Origin of the sequence: Gordonia metallireducens (assembly GCF_021245825.1) — a bacterium.
Classification (GTDB): Bacteria; Actinomycetota; Actinomycetes; order Mycobacteriales; family Mycobacteriaceae; genus Gordonia; species Gordonia namibiensis.
In genome coordinates this window covers 41,648-61,845 of record NZ_JAJQJP010000018.1, presented here as the reverse complement: position 1 = coordinate 61,845, position 20,198 = coordinate 41,648, and the positions used below count along the sequence as shown (strand labels likewise).

The following is a 20,198-nucleotide window of genomic DNA, read 5'->3' as shown; positions in this document are numbered from 1 at the left end:
TTCGCCGCTGTCAACAGCGCAGTCTACGGTCAGCGGTTGGCCGACATGCTCTTCGGTCCGCGTCCGAGCGCAACGGCGCCGGACTGGGCGATCTCGCGGATGCCGTAAGGATCGAGCATCCGGAGCAGCGCCTCGAGCTTCTCCGACGTACCGGTGGCCTCGATGGTGAGGGACTCCGGCGACACGTCGATGACCTTGGCGCGGAACAGGTTCACCACCTCGATGACCTCGGTGCGAACCGTCGAGTCCGAACGGACCTTGACCATCATGAGCTCGCGGGACACCGAGTTGGCCGGGTCCTGCTCGACGATCTTGATCACGTTCACCAGCTTGTTGAGCTGCTTGGTGACCTGCTCGAGGGGGAAGTCCTCGACGGAGACCATGATGGTCATCCGCGAGATCCCCTTGAGCTCGGTGGGTCCGACGGCCAACGACTCGATGTTGAACCCGCGACGCGAGAACAATCCGGAGACACGGGCCAGGACGCCCGGCCGGTCCTCGACCAGGACGCTGAGGGTGTGGGTGGTGCTCACTTCGGGTCCTTCTCTGCTGCGCGGTCGGCCCCGGCGTTGTCGACCTGCTGGTCGACGGTCCCGCGGGGGGCGTTCATCGTCTCGTGGATTTCGACCGGGTCCGACGCCGACTCCTCGTCGTCGAACAGCGGTCGGATGTTGCGGGCCGCCATGATCTCGTCGTTGCCGGTGCCGGCGGCGACCATCGGCCACACCTGGGCGTCCTTGCCGACGATGAAGTCGATGACGACCGGGCGGTCGTTGATCGCACGTGCCTGCGCGATGACGTCGTCGACGTCCTCCTCACGCTCGACGCGGAAAGCGACGCAGCCCAATGCCTCTGACAGCTTCACGAAGTCCGGGATCATCCGCGAGTGCGTGGCGAGGTCGGTGTTGGAGTAGCGCTCTTCGTAGAAGAGGGTCTGCCACTGGCGGACCATGCCCAGGTTGCCGTTGTTGATCAGCGCGACCTTGATCGGGATGCCCTCGATCGCGCAGGTGGCCAGTTCCTGGTTGGTCATCTGGAAGCAGCCGTCGCCGTCGATGGCCCACACCTCGGTGTCGGGTGCGGCGGCCTTGGCGCCCATGGCGGCGGGCACCGCGTAACCCATCGTGCCCAGACCACCGGAGTTCAGCCAGGTGCGCGGCTTCTCGTAGGAGATGAACTGCGCGGCCCACATCTGGTGCTGGCCGACGCCGGCGCAGTACACCGCGTCGGGTCCGGCGGCCTTGCCCAGCGCCTGGATGACGAACTCCGGCGACATCGAACCGTCGGTCTGACGGTCGTAGCTCAGCGGGTAGGTCTTTCGGATGCCGTCGAGGTAGGTCCACCACTCCGACAGGTCCGGCGTGGTGCCGGTGGTCGCCCGCTCGTCGCGCAGCGTCTCGGTCAGCTCGGCGATGACCGCCTTGCAGTCGCCGACGATCGGCACGTCGACCGGACGGTTCTTGCCGATCTCGGCCGGGTCGATGTCGGCGTGGATGACCTTGGCGTCGGGCGCGAAGGAATCGAGCTGACCGGTCACGCGGTCGTCGAACCGCGCGCCGAGGGTGATCAGCAAGTCGCTGCGCTGCAGGGCGCCCACCGCCGCGACGGTGCCGTGCATACCCGGCATGCCCAGGTGCTGGTCGTGGCTGTCGGGGAACGCGCCGCGCGCCATCAGGGTCGTGACGACCGGGATGCCGGTCAGCTCGGCGAGCTCGAGCAGCTCCTCGGAGGCGTTGGCCTTGATGACGCCGCCACCGACGTAGAGGACCGGCGACTTGGCGGCGTTGATCAGGCGAGCCGCCTCGCGAACCTGCTTGCCGTGCGGCTTGGTGACCGGACGGTAGCCGGGCAGGTCGATCTGCGGCGGCCACGAGAACGTGGTCTGACTCTGCAGGATGTCCTTCGGGATGTCGACGAGAACCGCACCGGGACGGCCGCTCTCGGCGATGTGGAAGGCCTCGGCGATGGTCTTCGGGATGTCGATGGCGCGACTGACCAGAAAGTTGTGCTTCGTGATCGGCATGGTGATGCCGGAGATGTCGGCTTCCTGGAAGGCGTCGGTGCCGATCAGCGAGCGGCCGACCTGGCCGGTGATCGCCACGACCGGAACGGAGTCCATCTGCGCATCGGCCAGCGGGGTGACCAGGTTGGTGGCACCGGGGCCCGAGGTCGCCATCATGACGCCGGCGCGACCGGCGACCTGCGCGTAGCCGGTTGCGGCGTGGCCGGCACCCTGCTCGTGGCGCACGAGGACGTGGCGGACCTTGGTGGAGTCGAGCAGCGGGTCGTAGACCGGCAGGACCGCACCACCGGGGATGCCGAAGACGACCTCGACACCGAGCTCCTCGAGGGATCGGACCACAGACTGCGCACCGCTGACGCGCTCCGGCGCGACGGTGTGCTGACCTACCGCACGGAGGTTGCCCGCCGCGGGAGACTGCTGACGCAGTCCGGCGTTACGCGTCGGCTCATTACGGCCGGCGTCGGTGCGTGCTGTTGGTGCGCTCACTGCACGATCCTCATCTTGTTTGTATTTCGGTGGTTGGGTGATGTGACTACCTGACATGAAAAAACCCCCGACAGCTTCCGCTGTTCGAGGGTGGCGCGTCGATGCCGGTAGGGGTCTGTGAAGTGACCGGTCAGGCGACGCGCCAGCCGATTACTACGAGGATCCCGTTTGTCATCACGTAGATCACGGTAGGACCGCGCGTCGTTCTGAGTCAAACTCCGGACCATGCCGTCCCACATGATGAGAACGCACTGGTGGTGACGGACGTCTCACCGACTACTGCCGGGTAGACCCGACGCCGCGTTCCTCGTGGCCGGGTTGGCACAATGGATGTGTGCCGACTGATTCCAGCGACCCCGCCGCCTCGACACCCGACGACTCTGCGGAGATCCCCTACCCGGTGGTCTTCCGTATCAACCGTGTCGCCTACTTCACGGTGCCGATGGTCGCGCTCGTGGTGGTCCTGCTGCTCGGCGCCTCGTACTGGTTCGCTTTCCTCTTCATCGTCCCGGTGGCCCTGTACATGTGGATCCACCGCCTCCGCACGGTCGTCACCGAGGACGGACTCCGCGTGGTGGGTGGCCTGTCCACCACCGAACTCCCCTGGTCCGAGATCGCCGGCCTGCAGTTCCCGAAGTGGAGCTCGGTCCGTGCGGTCCGCCCCGACGGTGAGCGGATCAAGCTGCCCGCCATCGGTTTTCGTGATCTACCCGTATTGAACGTGGTGAGCAAGGGCCGCATCCCGGATCCGTTCGAGGCCGCCGCGAACCGCGACAAGTAGGTTCGATCGGTCCCGGCGGCACAGAATCGACGCTGCGCGAACGGCTTTGACAACGACAGCAGCCGATAGGCTCGTCGCGTGACGTACGCGATGCTCGACGCGAACCAACTCGACGACCTGATCTCCGACGGTCAACTCGGAGCGGCCGCGACCGCGCTCTCGGCGCTGCCCGCCGGTGACATCGCGGCTCTCCTCGACCGCCTGTCCCATCAGGCGCGGGGCGTGGCCTTCCGTCTCCTCCCGAAGGACCTCGCCGTCGAGGTCTTCGACGATCTCTCCTCGGGCTCCCAGCGTCGGCTCATCGACGATCTCGGGACGGTCGAGGTGGCGGCGGCGTTCGATCACCTCGACCCCGACGACCGCGCCGAACTCCTCGACGAACTGCCCGCCGGCGTCGCCCGGGCCCTCATCCAGCAACTCACCCCCGGCGAACGCGACGTCACCGCCGTCGTACTGGGTTACCCGCGCGGTTCGGTCGGGCGTCGGATGAGTCCCGAGTTCGTCCACGCCCGGCGCGACGAGACCGCCGACGCCGCCCTCACCCGGGTCAAGGACCGCGGCCACGCCGCCGAGACGATCTACACCGTGCCCGTCCTCGACGATGCGCGTTCGCTGTGTGGCGTCGTCAGCCTCCGCGACCTTCTCCTCGCCGAACCCGACGCACCCGTCGCCGAGCTGATGAGCAAGCCGATGTTCGCCAACGTCGACGACGACGCCGAGTCCACCGCCCAACGATGCATCGACCGCGGCATTCTCGCGATGCCTGTCGTCGATCGTGACAACCGGCTGGTCGGTGTCCTCACCATCGACGACGCGGTCGAGGTCGTCGAACAGGCCCGCGACACCGACGAGGCCCGTGCCGGCGCGCGCGAACCGCTCCGCGAGCCGTACCTGCACGCATCGATCCTGTCGATCACCCGCGCCCGCATCGTGTGGCTGTTCGTCCTCGCGGTGTCGGCGATCCTCACCGTCAACGTCCTGGAGATCTTCGAGGGCACCCTCGAACAGAAGGTCGCCCTCGCCCTGTTCATCCCGCTGCTGACCGGCATCGGCGGCAACACCGGGTCGCAGGCCGCCACCACCGTCACCCGCGCCCTCGCGACCGACGACGTCACCACCCGCGACGTGGTCCGGGTTGCCGCCAAGGAGGTCCGGGTCGGACTGACGATGGGCTCGCTGCTCGGCGTCGCCGGATTCGCCGTCGCCGCACTGGTCTACGGGGTCGACATCGGCGCGGTCATCGGGCTGACGATCGTGTCGATCTGCACGATGGCTGCGACCGTCGGCGGCGTGATGCCCCTGGTCGCGAAATCCATCCGGGTGGACCCCGCGGTCTTCTCCACCCCGTTCATCTCGACGTTCTGCGATGCAACCGGCCTGATCGTCTACTTCTCCATCGCCAAGGCGGTTCTGGGAATCTGAGTCCGCCGCCGCTGCGTCGACGGCCCGGGGTCACGCCCGAATCGTTTTGTTTCCGCATGTCACAGCGGAGTAGCCTGGTCTCTCGGCGACTCGCGACGCCCACCCTCAGCGTGCGACGCCGTTCAACCCAGTTCCCGGGGCCCACAGCCCGAGTGAGACAAACCCCCGGGATCGCGGAGTTGACGCCAAGAGTCCGACGCGCACAACGTCTTCGGCCCAGCAGTGCCCGAAACCGTTCGGCGACGCCGACTCTGCCCGACCCGACGATCGATATTGAGGAACCCATGCCAGCCTTGAGGTCACGCACCACCACCGTCGGCCGCGAAGCCGCCGGCGCCCGCTCCCTGTGGCGAGCCACCGGTATGACCGACGACGATTTCGGCAAGCCCATCGTGGCGATCGCCAACTCGTACACGCAGTTCGTGCCGGGCCATGTGCACCTCAAGGATGTCGGCGAGATCGTCGCCGACGCAGTGCGAGCCGCGGGCGGCGTCCCGCGTGAGTTCCACACCATCGCCGTCGACGACGGCATCGCCATGGGCCACGGCGGCATGCTCTACTCGTTGCCGTCCCGCGAGATCATCGCCGACTCCGTCGAATACATGGTCAACGCCCACACCGCCGACGCGCTGGTGTGCATCTCCAACTGCGACAAGATCACCCCCGGCATGCTGAATGCCGCGATGCGCCTGAACATCCCGACCGTCTTCGTGTCCGGCGGTCCGATGGAGGCCGGCAAGGCGGTCGTCGTCGACGGCGTCGCCCAGGCGCCCACCGACCTGATCACCGCGATCTCCGCGTCGGCCAACAGCGACGTGGACGAGGACGGCCTGAGCGAGGTCGAGCGGTCGGCCTGCCCGACCTGCGGTTCGTGCTCGGGCATGTTCACCGCCAACTCGATGAACTGCCTCACCGAGGCCCTCGGACTCGCCCTGCCGGGCAACGGTTCCACGCTGGCCACCCACGAGGCGCGTCGTGCGCTGTTCGAGCGCGCCGGCAGGGTCGTCATCGAGGCCGCCAACCGCTGGTACCGCGAGGACGACGCGTCGGTGCTGCCGCGGAGCATCGCGACCCCCGCCGCCTTCCGGAACGCGATGGCGCTCGACGTCGCCATGGGCGGCTCGACCAACACCGTGCTGCACATCCTCGCCGCGGCGCAGGAGGGCGAGGTCGCCGACTTCGATCTGTCGACCATCGACGAGATCAGCCGCAACGTTCCCTGCCTGTCGAAGGTCTCCCCGAACTCCGACTACCACATGGAGGACGTCCACCGGGCCGGCGGAATCCCGGCGATCCTCGGTGAGTTGCGACGGGCCGGTCTGCTCGACGACACCACCTCGACCGTCTACAGCCCGACCCTGGCGGAGGCCCTCGACGACTGGGACATCCGCGGCGGCAAGGCGACCGACGAGGCCGTCGAACTGTTCCACGCGGCTCCGGGTGGCGTCCGCACCACGACCCCGTTCTCGACGGCCAACCGGTGGAGCTCGCTCGACACCGACGCCGCCGGCGGCTGCATCCGCGACCTCGAGCACGCCTACACCGTCGAGGGCGGGCTGTGCGTCCTGCGCGGCAACCTCGCCCCCGACGGTGCGGTGCTCAAGACCGCGGGCATCGACGAGGACCTGTGGCACTTCGAGGGTCCAGCCCGCGTGGTCGAGAGCCAGGAGGAGGCCGTCCAGGTCATCCTGTCGAAGACCATCCAGGCCGGCGAGGTGCTCGTCGTCCGCTACGAGGGCCCCGCGGGCGGGCCGGGCATGCAGGAGATGCTGCACCCGACCGCCTTCATGAAGGGCACCGGCATGGGCAAGAAGTGCGCCCTCATCACCGACGGGCGGTTCTCCGGCGGATCGTCGGGTCTGTCGGTCGGCCACATGTCGCCGGAGGCGGCGTCGGGTGGCGCGATCGGACTCGTCGAGGACGGCGATCGAATCCTCATCGACGTCAAGACCCGTCGCCTCGAGGTCCTCGTCGACGACGAGGTGCTCGCCGAGCGTCGCGCGAAGATGGAGGCCTCCGAACGCCCGTGGCAGCCGAACAACCGTGAGCGCACCGTCACGACCGCGCTGCGCGCGTACGCGAAGCTCGCGACGTCGGCCGACAAGGGTGCGGTCCGTCAGGTCGACTGACCGCTGAACCACAAAGTGCGGGGTGCGTACCGGATCGGTACGCACCCCGCACTTTCGTTCTGTGCCGCCGGCTCAGTTCAGCGGGTTGGTCCCGTTCGCCAGAATCCACACGGCGGCGGCTGCACCGATGCCCACGATCAGCCACACGAACGACCCGACGAACGGCCGGCGTGCCCAGCCGCGCGGGTAGTCCAGTGAGTACAGGCCCGGACCGGTGAGGATGACCGCGGCCGCGGTGGCCGCGAGGAACAGCTCGTACTCCGCCCCCTGTGCGGCGGCGAAGAATTCGAAGCCGCCGGCCGAGGACACCCGATACGCCGCGGCGATGAGCATCGTGCCGAGGATGGCCGACGCGCCGATCGGGGTGAGAAGACCGAGGATGACCATGAGGCCGCCGACCGTCTCCGCCAGCGCACCGACGATCGCAAGGATCTGCGCGTAGTCGGCGTTGAATCCGCCGTCGACGAGCATCTGCTCGAAACCGCTGAGTCGCGGCCCGTTCCACAGGCCGAACAGCTTCTGCAGTCCGTGCGCGCCGACGAAGCCGCCGAGCGCGATGCGCAGCAGCAACAGCCCGAGGTCGAGGGTGCCGCGGCGGGACTTCGCGAGCGCGTCCTCGAGATCGTCGTCGGCGACCGACTTGGTTTCGTATTCGTCCTCGGGCGTCCGGTTGCGACGGCGGCCGAACCGGCGCCGGCCCTCCGGCTCGTCATCGAGCAGCGCAGTGTCCTCGGCGTTCGAATCGGCCGGGGTCGCGCTGTAGCGACCGGCGGTGTCGTCCTCGTCGAGGAAGTCGTAGCGGGCGGTGCCGACCGGCGGCAGCGCAGGTTCGGGTCTGGTCGCGGTGTCGTCGGCGGGAATGTCGACAGGGACGTTGCCGACGGGGATGTCGCCGGCGGAGGACGCGGCCGGGCGACGATCGAACGCCACGGTCGGTTCGACGTCGGGCTCCGTGCGCGGGGCTTCCGGCGCACGAGAGGGCTGCGGGGTCGGAGAGGGGGTCTTCGAGGATTCCGAGGCGCGGGGAGGTTCGGGGACGGGCGGGGCCGACGGCTTGTCCGCGCTCCCCTTGATCTGCCGGGTCTCCACGTCACCGGGATCGATGTCGTCCAGGTCGTCGACCCGTGCATACGGCGCCGGTCGCCGTGCGTGCCGGTTGTAGAAGTCATCGCGATCGACCTCGGTCCGCGGTGCGGGGGTCGGCGGATGTTCCTGGACCGGGATCTGACCGGTCGGCTCGTCGTAGGGGCTCATCGCGGGCGGGCTCGACGTATCGGGCTCCCTGGCGCTCGGCGTGTCGCGTTCGCTCACAAGCCCGACTCTAGAGGCTCGCGGGGTGCGCTCCCCGCACCCCGGCGGGGTGAGTCGGCACACCATTACTGTGGACGCCATGTGGAAGGGGCGGCCGACAGGCCGAATGCTGGTGGCAGTTCTGGCGGTGATCGCGCTCGCCGTGGGCGGCTGCGCGAACTTCACCGAACAGGACCGCCAGCGGGAGGCCGGCGCGTTCAGTCCCAACAACCGTCCGAGCGGTCAGGCCGAGCCGACGCCGCCGCCGGAGACGCCGCGGGACACCCAGCCACCGCCCACCGGTCCGTGCGTCGACCCCGACCCGGCGGTGATCGCGACCTGCCTCGCCTCGACGGGCGGGGTGATGCCCGGTGACGAGCAGGGCGAGGTCACGGTGGTCGCCGAACGCACCACCGGAAAGATCATCACCACCAAGCGTTATGGTCCCGAACGGGTCCTCGGTCAGGCACCCGTCGACGCGTCGGGCGACGGCGGACTCATCGATTTCGCCTTCTCCCCCACCTACTCCCAGGATCGTCTGATCTACGCGCTGATCACGACACCGTCGGACAACCGGGTCGTGCGGCTGGCGCCCGGCGACGTGCCGAAGCCGATCCTGACCGGAATCCCCAAGGGCGCCACCGGGAACATGGGCTCGATGTATTTCCGCACGCCCACCGAACTGGTGGTCGCCACCGGTGACGCCGGGAACCCTGCGGCCGCCGAGGACCCGTCGTCACTGGCCGGAAAGCTTCTGCTGATCACCTCGTTCACCTCGGGCGTCAGCCCGCGCCCGCGAATCCTGGCCTCCGGCTTCGGATCATCGGTCGCCCTGTGCCCCAACGAAACCTCCGGGACCATCTACGTCGCCGACCAGACGGCCACCGAGGACCGCGTGCAGGTCATCGAAGAGGGCGGCCCCAAGGTGCTGTGGACCTGGCCCGACAAGCCGCAGATCGCCGGATGCGGTGTCACGGGCGGCAGCATCTTCGTCTCGACGACCCGCACCCAACGCATCGAGGGCATCCGCGAACCCACCCGCGAGGACCCGACGATCACACCGCCGGTGGTGGCGCTCGAGAAGCGCTACGGCGCGCTCGGCCGAATGGCCGCGCTGCCCAACGGGCTTCTCCAGGTGGCCACGGTCAACAAGCAGGCCGGCAAGCCGAAGCCGACCGACGACCGCGTGTTCCGCTTCCTCCCGCAGGGCGGTGGCAACGACCGGACCTGACCGGGCGCCACCGCTCCCTGAGGTGCGCACCGAACGCGCCGATCTCGCACCCTGAGGTGCGAACCGAACGCGCCGATCTCGCTCCCTGAGGTGCGAGCCGAACGCGCCGATCCCGCTCCCTGAGGTGCGAGCGAAGCGAGCCACGAAGGGCTCGTGAGATCGCTTCTCTCACCAGGCCTTCGTGGCTCGTCGCTATCGCTCCTCGCACCTCAGGCAGCGAGGGGTTTGCTACTTGCAGGCCTCGAGCACGAGTTCCTTGACGCGCGCCGGGTCGGCCTGTCCGCGAGTGGCCTTCATGACGTCGCCGACGATCTTGCCTGCCGCCTGGACCTTGCCGCCGCGGATCTTCTCGGCGATGTCGGGGTTGGCGGCGAGGGCGTCGTCGACGGCCTTCTGCAGCGCCGAATCGTCGCGAACGACCTCGAGGCCGCGGTCGGCGACGATCTGCTTCGGCTCGCCTTCACCGTCGAGGACCGCGGTGGCGACCTGCTGGGCGAGCTTGGTGGTCAGCTTGCCCTCGTCGACGAGTCCGATGATCTCGGCGACCTGGGCGGGCGTGATGGCGAGACCGTCGAGTTCGACGCCGCGCGAATTGGCCTGCTGCGCAAGGAAGGACACCCACCAGCCGCGGGCGGCCTCGGGTGAGGCACCGGCGTCGACGGTGGCGATGATCAGGTCGACGGCGCCGACGTTGACCAGGTCGCGCATGACCTCGTCGGAGACACCCCACTCCTCCTGGATGCGGGCACGGCGCAGCCACGGCAACTCGGGCAGTGTGCCGCGCAGTTCCTCGATCCACGCCGAATCCGGCTGGACCGGAGGCAGATCGGGCTCCGGGAAGTAGCGGTAGTCCTCGGCGGTTTCCTTGCGGCGACCGGCGGAGGTGGTGCCGTCGGTCTCGTGGAAGTGACGGGTCTCCTGCACGATCTCGCCACCGGCCTGCAGGATCGCGGCCTGACGGCGCATCTCGTAGCGGACGGCGACCTCGACACTCTTGAGCGAGTTGACGTTCTTGGTCTCGGTACGGGTACCGAACTCGCTCGCGCCCTTTTCCATCAGGGACAGGTTCACGTCGCAGCGCATCGAACCCTGGTCCATGCGCACGTCCGAGACGTCGAGGGACTTGAGCAGGTCGCGCAGCGCGGTCACGTAGGCACGAGCGACCTCGGGTGCGCGGTCGCCCGCACCGACGATGGGTCGGGTGACGATCTCGACCAGCGGAACGCCTGCGCGGTTGTAGTCGAGCAGCGAGTGGCTCGCACCGTGGATACGGCCGGTGGCGCCACCGATGTGCAGCGACTTGCCGGTGTCCTCCTCCATGTGCGCGCGCTCGATCTCCACACGCCAGGTGGTGCCGTCGGCGAGCAGGACGTCGAGGTAGCCGTCGTAGGAGGTGGGCTCGTCGTACTGCGAGATCTGGTAGTTCTTCGGCTGGTCCGGGTAGAAGTAGTTCTTCCGCGCGAACTTGCTCGACGGCCGGATCGAGCAGTTCAGGGCCAGGCCGATGCGGATCGCGGACTCGACGGCCTTGGCGTTGGCGACCGGCAGCGAACCGGGCAGGCCGATGCACACCGGGCACACCTGGGTATTGGGCTCGGCGCCGAAGTCGGTGGGGCATCCGCAGAACATCTTGGTCGCGGTACCCAGCTCGACGTGCACCTCGAGGCCCATCACCGGATCGAAAGCGGCGATGACCTCGTCGTACTCCAACAGTTCGACGGCGGCGGAAGTCATGGCTGCCAGTTTATGCCGCGGTATCCCAGGGGAACGTTCAGGGTGATCACCGATGCCGGGAACGGGTCGTCGGACCTACCGTCGGAGACATCAGTTCACCGACCACCTCGATCAGCAGGAGACCCCGATGACCACCGCACAACCCGCTTCGTCCGCCCCTCGACTGACGCGCTCCCGTTCGAACGCCTGGCTGGGCGGCGTCTGCGGCGGCATCGCCGAACGCTGGGGCTGGGACCCCACCCTGGTCCGCGTCCTGTTCGTGCTGTCGATGCTGCTGCCCGGCCCGCAGGTCCTCATCTATCTGGCGCTGTGGATCATCATCCCTCGCGAGCCGGCCCCGGTGATCCCCGTCCAGCCGTGATCCCGGTCTAACCGAAGATTACCCGGATCTCCTTGTACTGATCCTGCGGGACGGTCTTCAGCTCGCCGAGCGCCTCGTCGAAGGTGATCCGGTCGATCCGGGTGCCGTGCAGGGCGACCATCTGACCCCAGCCCTTCTCGGCGACCAGGTCGGCGGTCGCCATGCCCATGCGGGTGGCGAGGACACGGTCGTAGGCCGACGGCACGCCGCCGCGCTGGATGTGGCCGAGGACGGTGGCCCGCGTCTCGATGCCGGTGCGCTCCTCGATGAGCGGGGCCAGCACCTCGCCGACGCCGCCCAGCCGCGGACGGTTGAAGCCGTCGAGGCCCTTGGTGGAGTACGCCTCCGTCATCTCGGGCAGCTTGAACCCCTCGGCGACGACGACCATCGGCGAACGACCGCGAGCCTTGACGCTGGTCACCCACGCGCAGATCTGGTCGAGGCTCTCGGGGTTCTCCGGGATCAGGATCACGTGCGCGCCCCCGGCGATGCCCGAGTGCAGGGCGATCCAACCGGCGTGACGACCCATGACCTCGAGCACCATGCACCGCTTGTGCGAGTTGCCGGTGGTGCGCAGGCGGTCGATGGCCTCGGTGGCGATCTCGACGGCGGTGTTGAACCCGAATGTGTAGTCGGTCGCGTCGATGTCGTTGTCGATGGTCTTCGGGACGCCGACGATGTTGATGCCGTCGTCGAACAGGCGCTTCGACGCCGCGGCCGTGCCGTCGCCGCCGATCGCGATCACCCCGTCGATGCCGAGGTTCTTGAGCACCTTCTTGATGTTGTCGGGTCCACCGTCGGGTTCGGTGTAGGGCCCGAAGCGGCTCGTGCCGAGAATCGTTCCGCCCTCATGGGAGAGACCACGGACCGTCGAGCGATTGAGCTCCATGATGTCGCCGTAGACGAGACCCGCCCAGCCGTCCTTGAAGCCGACGAACTCGTGGCCGTAGACGGTTTCACCCTTGAGCACCGCACCGCGGATGACGGCGTTCAGACCGGGGCAGTCACCACCGGAGGTGAGAATGCCGAATCTCTTGGCCATGTGGTGAGACCCTCCCTCTCGAACGCGACGAACACACCCAATCTAGTGCGCGGGTGTGCTCGCCGCTGAGCACGAATTCACTTGATGCCGTTCTCGTAGGCGAAGACGACCGCCTGCGCACGGTCCCGCAGGCGCAGCTTGCCCAGGAGACTACTCACATGGGTCTTGACGGTCTGTTCGGTGACGTAGAGGTCGGCGCCGATCTCGGCGTTCGATTTGCCGTCGGCCACCAGGTCGAGCACCTCCCGCTCCCGCGGCGTGAGCTGTTCCAGCGCCGGGTTCCGGGCGGGGCGTCGACGCCGGGAGGTCACCTCGGTGATGAGCCGCTTGGTGATCGACGGCGCGAGCAGCGCCTCACCGCCGGCCACTACGCGCACCGCACGCACGAGTTCGTCGGCCGGCGCATCCTTGAGCAGGAACCCCGACGCGCCGATCCGCAACGCCTCGTAGACGTAGTCGTCGATGTCGAAGGTGGTGAGCATCAGTACGCGGGTCGGCGGTTCCAGGCCCGCCGACAAGATCTGCTCGGCGGCCCAGAGTCCGTCTTTGCGCGGCATCCGCACATCCATCAGGACGACGTCGGGCCGCACCCGCTTGCACACCTCGACCGCCTCCACGCCGTCGGCGGCGTCGCCGAGCACGGACAGGTCCGGCTGGGCGGCGAGCAGAGCCGAGAAGCCCTGACGCACCATCGCCTGATCGTCGGCGATCACGACCGTGATCGGGCGGGAGCTGCCCTGTGCTTGTTGCGGTTCCGCGTTGATCGGCACGCCTGACAGGCTACTGGTCGGAGGCCGGCGAGGGGACCTTCGGCGTGCGGACAGCGGTGGCCGCGTCAGGAAGGACGCCGTCGCGCGGCGGTGTCGCCGGGATACGCGCGCGCACCGCGAACCCGCCCTCGACCGTCGGTGCCGCGAGAAGCGAACCACCCACTGCCTGCGCGCGTTCGAGCATTCCGGGGATGCCGACGCCGTTGCCGCCGATCCCGAGGGGCGCGGCCGTCGGGGCCGAATTGACCACGGCCACCTCGACGGTGCCGCCTTCGCCCGGGGTGACACTCACCAGGGTGCGGCTGCCCGGCGCGTGCCGGGTGGCGTTGGCGAGCGACTCCTGGATGATCCGGTAGATCACCAGCGCCGCCGACTCTCCGACCGTGTCGTCGTCGACCTCCCGGTTCAGGGTGACCTCGGAACCAGCCCGACGGGTCTCGGCGACGAGCGAATCGATCTGCGCCAAACCCGGATTGGGGGCCGCGACACTCTCGGCACCCTCGACCCGCAACACCCCGAGCAGTTGCCGCACCTCGTCGAGCGATGTTCGTGCGGCGTCGGCGATGGCGTCGAATTCGGCTGCCGCAGCGGGCGACACGTCGTCGATCCGGTACCGCGCGGTCTGCGACATGACGACGACCATCGACATCCGGTGTGCCACCACGTCGTGCAGGTCGCGGGCGATGCGGGCACGCTCCTGCAGCACCGCCGACTCCGCCTCGGCCTCCTCGGTCTGTTTGGTGCGGACGGCGAGCTGGCGTCGTGAGGCCATCAGTCCGCGGAGGAGTGCCACGACCACCGCGAGCACCGAGATACCGACGATCCACGCCGGGTGAACCGCGTAGGCGACGACGAGGGACGTCGTCAGCCAGACCACCGGGACCCACCGCAGCGGACAGCGGAGCATCACCATGAAGGTCAGCACGAGCAACTCGATGAAGTGGGTGACCTGAATGGTCAGTTCCCACCCGCCGTGCGTCGGCACGATCAAGCCGATGACCTGTGCCGAGACCACCGAGATCGCCCAGCCGACCAGCGGCGCCGACCAGGCGAGCGCGATCGGCAGTGCCGCGAACGCCGAGACGAGGGGCAGCAGGAAGGCGGGCACGGAATGTGTCACGGGCAGCGTCGGCCAGGCGATCGAGTACATGATCAGGGCGACGACCAGGAAGAACCAGTTGACCCGCGAGGAGAAATAGGCACGCACCGCGGGGTCCTGGGCGACGGGCGCGGTGGACGCCCAGTCAACGAAGTCGCCGCCGGCCGCGCGCAGATGCTTGCGTAAACCGAACATGAGGTTCACCCTAGGCCCGGTGGGGACCATCAGTCCTCATACTTTCGGGGGAGACGCCCCCGTTCCCGAGTAGGGGCATGGCGCCGGAACCCCACCCCCACCGATGAGCGCGAACCGCCCGTCGGAGCGATGTGGCCGGGTGGTTGCGCTACCTAGCGTCAATGTCCATGAACCCTCCCGGACCACTTCGGAAATGGCTTTCGGACAACGCTTCTCGACCCACTGATCAGACCGATCTCAGACGCCCGCACTACCCGCTCCGCTGGCTGGTGGCCGCACTGACACTGACCGTTCTCGTTGCCGGGCAGTGGATGTCGACGGCGCACGCGGTCGCCGGTGACGTCGGTTCGACTGCGGGAGTGGTCGTCCCCTCTCCGGAGGACGCCGACAACCCGTACGCCGCCGCCGTCGTGACGCTGACGGGGCCGGCCCCGGCCGCGATGATGGACGTCCTGCCCACGACCTTCGACGTGCACATGGGTTACACACCGATCGTCGTGTCGGGTGTGCCCGTCGACCCGGATGGCGACTGCTCGTCCCCAGTACCGCTCCCCGACCGGTTCACACCTCTCTGCCGCACACATGATCTCGGCTACGACCTGCTGCGCGCAGCCGCCGCGGACAGTCGTCCGCTGGGCCCGTGGGCGCGGTTCGCCCTCGACCGCATGCTGACCGACGCGATGCAGCGCTCGTGCAGCAACCCTGCGTGCGACGCCGCGGCGTTCGTCGCCCGGATCGGTTTGGCCTGGAACACCTGGCGCCAGTACGGCGGCGCACCGACTCAGCAGGAAACGATCCCGCAACTGGTGTCCACCACGGTCGAACGTGCACTCGTCGACCGGAATCCCCGCACCGAGACCGACACCGAGGAGCTCTCGTGATGTTCACGCCCACCGCATCGTCGACGTGGATCGGTCGACACCTGCTTCACCCCGTCCTCGTGGTCAGCGTCGTCGTCGCATACCTCGTCGCCCTCTATCCCGGCACGCTACCGCGCGATGCGCTGACGACCGCGGCCGTGACGACCGGTGTCACGGCCTTGGGTGCGGTCGTCGGACTGTTGTTGGCGCGGAGGGTGTCTCGCCGCCGAGAGCGACCGGATCGGCAGACCCGGCGTGTCATATTCGGTATCGGCGTGCTCGTCGCATCCGGCGGTGCGGGACTGGCGGTGTGGTGGCAGAACCTGATCCGTGCCGCGATCGGAGCGGCACCGGCCGGCCCCGACTGGTGGGCCGGGGCCACACTGGCACCCCTCGCGGCCGTTGCCGCGATCGTGCTGGTCCCCCGCGTCACCGCAGTCATCGCGGCGTCCGCGGTCGCGCTCGCCGCAGGTCTCCTCAGTCCCGCCGCTGCAGGTGCCGACGAGGCGCAACCGCTGCCGCGGACCGTCACCGTCTCCGAATCCGGGACGCTGTTGCGCGGAGAGCTCTCGGCCCCGGAATTCACTTCTCCGGCAACGCGATTGGTCCAGTCGTGGGTGGCCGGGGACGGACTGTCGGCGCGGGCGGTGATCGTGGCCGTCCCCACCGGATCGGGCTGGGTCGACCAAGCCGCGGTGGCGGGTTTCGTGGACCGCTTCGACGGCGACGTCCGAATCCTGACACTCCCCTACGCCGACGTCCCGTCGTGGAAGGCCTTCGTCTCCGACGACGCGGCGGCGACGGACTCGTCGATCGCGCTGGTCCGTGAACTGGCGAAGGTCCTGGAGAGCCGGCCCGAAGCCGACCGGCCCCGCCTGGTGTTGTACGGCCAGAGCCTCGGTGCGGTCGGAGCCGACGCCGCCCGAATCTGGCTCGAGAACCACCACCCGGGACTGCTCACCGAGACGGTGCTGACCGCACCACCGGCCGGGACGGTTGCGGCGGTGTCGGAGACACCGCGGGTCGTCGTCGCCAATCGCAGCGATCCGGTGGTCCGCTGGTCCCTGAGTTCGCTGTGGCGTCCCCCGGCCGAACCCGCGGAGGTCGTGCTCGGTGGTCCGCAGGTGCCCCTGGTCCCGTGGCTACCGGGGGTCAGCTTCCTGCAGACCAGCGTCGACCTGCTGGACGCACTCGACGGCCCCACCGGCGTCGGTCATCGCTACGGAGTGGAGCAGGCGCGTGCGGTCGACGGCTTGCCGCGGTGACTCGCAAACCCACCACAAATGGACGAACCCACCACCTGAACCGGTGGTGGCTTCGCCCATAAAGGGTGGGTTTGCGGAGGCGTCAGATGATCGCGCCGCGGGCCGCTTCGTAGGATGCGCCGACCCGGTACAGCCGGTCGTCGGCGAGTGCGGGTGCCATGATCTGCAGGCCGACGGGCATGCCATCGTCCTTGGACAGCCCCGAGGGCACCGACATCGACCCGATCCCGGCCAGGTTCACCGGCAGGGTGCAGAGGTCGAACAGGTACATCGCCAGCGGGTCGTCGACCTTCTCCCCGATCGGGAAAGCGGTGGTCGGCGTGGTCGGCGAGATCAGCACGTCGACCTTCTCGAAGGCGGTGGTGAAGTCGCGCGAGATCAGCGTGCGGACCTTCTGGGCCTGGCCGTAGTAGGCGTCGTAGTAGCCCGACGAGAGTGCGTAGGTGCCGATCATGATGCGGCGCTTGACCTCTGGGCCGAAGCCGGCCTCGCGGGACAGGGCCATGACCTCGTCGGCCGAATGCGAACCGTCGTCTCCGACGCGCAGGCCGTACCGCATGGCGTCGAAACGTGCGAGGTTCGACGACACCTCCGACGGGAGGATCAGGTAGTAGGCGCCGAGCGCGTAGGTGAAGTGCGGGCAGCTGACCTCGACGACCTCGGCACCGCGCTCGGTGAGAAGCTTGACGGCCTCGTGGAACGAGTCGAGCACACCGGACTGGTAGCCCTCGCCCTGCAGTTCGGTGACGACGCCGATCTTGACGCCCTTGAGGTCCTGCTCGGCGCCTTCGCGGGCGGCGGCGACCACGTCGGGCACCGGAACGTTGATGGAGGTCGAGTCGCGCGGGTCGTGGCCGGCGATGACCTCGTGCAGCATCGCGGTGTCGAGAACCGTACGGCCACACGGGCCGCCCTGGTCCAGCGACGACGCGCAGGCGACGAGTCCGTAGCGCGAGACGGTTCCGTAGGTCGGCTTGACGCCGACGGTCGCGGTGACCGCCGCCGGCTGGCGGATCGAGCCACCTGTGTCGGTGCCGATGGCGAGCGGCGCCTCGTACGCGGCCAGTGCCGCGGCGCTGCCACCACCCGAACCACCCGGGATCTTGGTGGGGTCCCAGGGGTTTCGGGTCAGCTGGTAGGCGGAGTTCTCGGTCGAGCTGCCCATGGCGAACTCGTCCATGTTGGTCTTGCCGAGGATCGGGATCCCCGCGGCACGAAGACGTTCGGTGACCGCGGCGTCGTAGGGCGGAACCCATCCCTCGAGGATCTTGGAACCGCACGTGGTGGGGGCGTCGGTGGTGGTGAAGACGTCCTTGAGCGCGATCGGCACGCCGGCGAGCGACGACACGGCGTCGCCCGAGGCGATCGCATCATCGGCGGCCTTGGCCGCGACGAGCGCCTCGGCACCGCTGACGTGCAGGAAGGCTCCGAGCTCGCCGTCGACCTCGGCGATGCGGTCGAGGTGGGCCTGCGTGACCTCCACCGAGCTGACCTCGCGGGTCGCGATCTTGGTGGCGAGTTCGGCGGCGGACAGACCGGTGAGGTCACCGGCGGGACGAGGCGTTGCGGCGTGCGACGCGGGGCTCACTGCTCTTCTCCCAGGATCTGCGGAACGGCGAAACGGTCCTGCTCGACGGCCGGCGCACCGGACAGTGCGGCGTCGGTGGTCAGACCGGGCACGACGACGTCGGGGCGCAGCACGTTGGCGAGCTCGGCCGGGTGCGCGGTGCCGGGTACGTCGTCGGCGGCCACCTCCGACACGGACGCGACGTGAGTCAGGATGGAGTCCAGCTGCTTGGCGTAGACATCGAGTTCGTCCTCGCTCAGCGCCAGTCGCGACAATCGCGCCAGGTGCGCAACCTCTTCACGCGATATGGACTTCGGTTCGCCAGCCACCGTCAGCGTCCTTTCTCACCATCACTTGCACGGCCATGTCGCCCACCGCGACGCCGAAGCGACGCAGATGTGCCTCTCCAGCCTATGGGAAAGCGCCGACCCGGCTCACCCCAGCCACCGTTTGCACGCCCGACTCGGTCCGCCCCTCCCCCGGCGGTGCGCGCCCGATCCTCACGAGTGCGAGAATGACCCACGTGTCTTACCTGTTACGCGTCTACCTCGAGGACCGTCCCGGCAGTCTCGGCGTGCTCGCCGTGCAGCTCGGTTCGGTCGGTGCGGACATCCTGTCTCTCGAGGTGGTCGAACGCGGCAACGGCTACGCCGTCGACGATCTCGTCGTGGAGGTCCCGCCGGGTTCGTTGCCCGACAGCCTGATCACGGCCGCGGAGAAGGTCAACGGTGTTCGCGTCGACTCGATCCGCCCGTACGCCGGTGTGCTCGACACGCACCGCGAGCTCGAGCTCGTCGACCAGGTCGCCACCGCGTCCCGCAACGATCGTCTTCAGGTCCTCGTCGACAACGCCCCGCGCGTGCTGCGGGTGTCGTGGGCCATGGTCATCACCAAGGCCAGCGGCGGCGTGCTCCAGCTGTTCGGTTCATCCGGAGCGCCGGAAACCCCGCTCACCAGGGCTGATTGGCTTCCGCTGGAACATGCGGCGCAGCTCGACGCCGAGGGTGATTGGGTACCGGGCGCCTGGCAGGAGATGGACACCCGCCTTGCCGCGGCACCCATCGGCTCCAACGAGAAGGCCGTTCTGCTCGGCCGCATCGGCGGACCCGACTTCCGCCCCTCGGAGGTCGCCCGGCTCGGCTACCTGGCAGGCATCGTCAGTACGGTGTTGCGCGCCGACGAGTAGCGCGATGATGGAGCCATGACCTCCATCACACTCGTGCAGGGAGACATCACCCTCCAGTCGGTCGACGCCATCGTCAACGCCGCGAATTCGACACTCCTCGGCGGAGGCGGGGTCGACGGCGCCATCCACCGTCGTGGCGGCCCGGCGATCCTCGCCGAGTGCAGAGAACTGCGGGCCGGTCAGTACAAACGAGGACTCCCCGTCGGCGAGGCGGTCGCCACCACCGCGGGCGATCTGGATGCACGGTGGGTCATCCACACCGTCGGACCCGTGCACTCCTACGACGAGGACCGGTCCCAGTTCCTGGTCTCGTGCTACCGCGAATCCCTGCGTGTGGCAGACGAATTGGGTGCGACGACGATCGCCTTCCCGGCGATCTCGACCGGCGTCTACGGCTGGCCGATGGACGACGGCGCACGCCGGGCCGTCGACACGGTCCGGTCCGCGGACACCGCGGTGTCCGAGATCCGGTTCGTCTTGTTCGACCCTCGGGCGTATCGCGCCTTCGACAAGGCGCTCAACAGTTGAGCGCTGGTCGGGGCTCGACGGCCGATGATCGGCAATAGGTTTCTCCAGGCGAAACCTATTGCCGGCGACTGCGACCTTGCCCCCCGACTGCTGAACCTCAACTCGACCGGCAGACGTCGATCGAAGTCTGCCGGTCGGGTTGACGTCGACCGGTAGTCAGGTGGGCGACGGTGTCTCACCAGGCCTTGATCAGGCAGCGGAGGGTCGTGTCGCCTCGTTCGCATCAGGG

The 20,198-nt window shown here is 68.5% G+C and carries 18 protein-coding genes; 9 read left to right on the top strand and 9 right to left on the bottom strand.

Annotated elements, in window-relative coordinates:
- Positions 1-29: 29 nt before the first annotated feature.
- Positions 30-533 carry an acetolactate synthase small subunit gene (gene ilvN / locus LQD00_RS06235; protein ID WP_005199381.1) on the bottom strand — a complete coding sequence of 168 codons (504 nt, stop codon included), beginning with the start codon at positions 531-533 and terminating at the stop codon, positions 30-32.
- Positions 530-2,509: an acetolactate synthase large subunit gene (locus LQD00_RS06230; RefSeq protein ID WP_232716140.1), complete on the bottom strand. Its 1,980-nt coding sequence runs from the start codon at positions 2,507-2,509 to the stop codon at positions 530-532. The genes ilvN and LQD00_RS06230 overlap by 4 nt, the downstream gene beginning before the upstream one ends.
- Before the next feature lie 334 nt (positions 2,510-2,843).
- Here LQD00_RS06230 and LQD00_RS06225 point away from each other — a divergent pair, with 334 nt between their 5' ends.
- From LQD00_RS06225 to ilvD, 3 genes are all read left to right on the top strand, one after another.
- Positions 2,844-3,290, top strand: a complete 447-nt coding sequence (locus LQD00_RS06225; protein ID WP_232716139.1) for a PH domain-containing protein — start codon at positions 2,844-2,846, stop codon at positions 3,288-3,290.
- Between the two features lie 78 nt (positions 3,291-3,368).
- Positions 3,369-4,712 (top strand): magnesium transporter, encoded by a 1,344-nt coding sequence (mgtE, locus tag LQD00_RS06220; RefSeq protein ID WP_232716138.1) that lies wholly within the window; start codon positions 3,369-3,371, stop codon positions 4,710-4,712.
- A gap of 284 nt (positions 4,713-4,996) precedes the next feature.
- Positions 4,997-6,841, top strand: a complete 1,845-nt coding sequence (gene ilvD / locus LQD00_RS06215) for a dihydroxy-acid dehydratase (protein ID WP_232716137.1) — start codon at positions 4,997-4,999, stop codon at positions 6,839-6,841.
- Positions 6,842-6,913: 72 nt separating this feature from the next.
- On the opposite strand, the gene LQD00_RS06210 is transcribed toward ilvD, so the two are convergent.
- Positions 6,914-8,152 carry a DoxX family protein gene (locus tag LQD00_RS06210; protein WP_232716136.1) on the bottom strand — a complete coding sequence of 413 codons (1,239 nt, stop codon included), beginning with the start codon at positions 8,150-8,152 and terminating at the stop codon, positions 6,914-6,916.
- A 106-nt stretch (positions 8,153-8,258) separates the two neighbouring features.
- Here LQD00_RS06210 and LQD00_RS06205 point away from each other — a divergent pair, with 106 nt between their 5' ends.
- Positions 8,259-9,362 (top strand): PQQ-dependent sugar dehydrogenase, encoded by a 1,104-nt coding sequence (locus LQD00_RS06205; protein ID WP_232716135.1) that lies wholly within the window; start codon positions 8,259-8,261, stop codon positions 9,360-9,362.
- Positions 9,363-9,590: 228 nt separating this feature from the next.
- Here LQD00_RS06205 and gatB read toward each other — a convergent pair whose 3' ends face one another.
- Positions 9,591-11,096: an Asp-tRNA(Asn)/Glu-tRNA(Gln) amidotransferase subunit GatB gene (gene gatB / locus LQD00_RS06200; protein ID WP_232716134.1), complete on the bottom strand. Its 1,506-nt coding sequence runs from the start codon at positions 11,094-11,096 to the stop codon at positions 9,591-9,593.
- Positions 11,097-11,223: 127 nt separating this feature from the next.
- Here gatB and LQD00_RS06195 point away from each other — a divergent pair, with 127 nt between their 5' ends.
- The gene (locus LQD00_RS06195) at positions 11,224-11,457 is read left to right on the top strand and encodes a PspC domain-containing protein (protein WP_006865699.1); all 234 of its coding nucleotides are present in this window, start codon (positions 11,224-11,226) and stop codon (positions 11,455-11,457) included.
- A 7-nt stretch (positions 11,458-11,464) separates the two neighbouring features.
- Here the strand turns inward: LQD00_RS06195 and LQD00_RS06190 are convergent, their stop codons facing one another.
- The 3 genes from LQD00_RS06190 to LQD00_RS06180 all read right to left on the bottom strand — a co-directional run bounded on the left by LQD00_RS06190 (position 11,465) and on the right by LQD00_RS06180 (position 14,563).
- Entirely contained in the window at positions 11,465-12,499 is a 1,035-nt protein-coding gene (locus LQD00_RS06190) for a 6-phosphofructokinase (RefSeq protein WP_119032794.1), read from the bottom strand.
- Positions 12,500-12,576: 77 nt separating this feature from the next.
- Positions 12,577-13,269 carry a response regulator gene (locus tag LQD00_RS06185; RefSeq protein WP_232716133.1) on the bottom strand — a complete coding sequence of 231 codons (693 nt, stop codon included), beginning with the start codon at positions 13,267-13,269 and terminating at the stop codon, positions 12,577-12,579.
- A 10-nt stretch (positions 13,270-13,279) separates the two neighbouring features.
- Positions 13,280-14,563 (bottom strand): sensor histidine kinase, encoded by a 1,284-nt coding sequence (locus LQD00_RS06180; RefSeq protein ID WP_232716132.1) that lies wholly within the window; start codon positions 14,561-14,563, stop codon positions 13,280-13,282.
- A 167-nt stretch (positions 14,564-14,730) separates the two neighbouring features.
- On the opposite strand from LQD00_RS06180, the gene LQD00_RS06175 reads away from it, so the two are divergent.
- Both LQD00_RS06175 and LQD00_RS06170 read left to right on the top strand, forming a co-directional pair.
- Entirely contained in the window at positions 14,731-15,444 is a 714-nt protein-coding gene (locus LQD00_RS06175; RefSeq protein WP_406566966.1) for a hypothetical protein, read from the top strand.
- Positions 15,444-16,688 (top strand): alpha/beta-hydrolase family protein, encoded by a 1,245-nt coding sequence (locus LQD00_RS06170; RefSeq protein WP_232716165.1) that lies wholly within the window; start codon positions 15,444-15,446, stop codon positions 16,686-16,688. The genes LQD00_RS06175 and LQD00_RS06170 overlap by 1 nt, the downstream gene beginning before the upstream one ends.
- Positions 16,689-16,770: 82 nt before the next feature.
- Here LQD00_RS06170 and gatA read toward each other — a convergent pair whose 3' ends face one another.
- Both gatA and gatC read right to left on the bottom strand, forming a co-directional pair.
- Positions 16,771-18,276, bottom strand: a complete 1,506-nt coding sequence (gatA, locus tag LQD00_RS06165; RefSeq protein ID WP_232716131.1) for an Asp-tRNA(Asn)/Glu-tRNA(Gln) amidotransferase subunit GatA — start codon at positions 18,274-18,276, stop codon at positions 16,771-16,773.
- On the bottom strand, positions 18,273-18,584 hold the full coding sequence (gene gatC / locus LQD00_RS06160) for an Asp-tRNA(Asn)/Glu-tRNA(Gln) amidotransferase subunit GatC (RefSeq protein WP_232716130.1): 312 nt from the start codon (positions 18,582-18,584) through the stop codon (positions 18,273-18,275). Before gatC ends, gatA begins: the two co-directional genes overlap by 4 nt.
- A gap of 185 nt (positions 18,585-18,769) precedes the next feature.
- On the opposite strand from gatC, the gene LQD00_RS06155 reads away from it, so the two are divergent.
- Positions 18,770-19,441, top strand: coding sequence for an ACT domain-containing protein (locus LQD00_RS06155; protein WP_232716129.1), 672 nt, complete (start codon positions 18,770-18,772; stop codon positions 19,439-19,441).
- 15 nt (positions 19,442-19,456) lie between these two features.
- On the top strand, positions 19,457-19,969 hold the full coding sequence (locus tag LQD00_RS06150) for an O-acetyl-ADP-ribose deacetylase (protein ID WP_232716128.1): 513 nt from the start codon (positions 19,457-19,459) through the stop codon (positions 19,967-19,969).
- Positions 19,970-20,198: the final 229 nt, after the last annotated feature.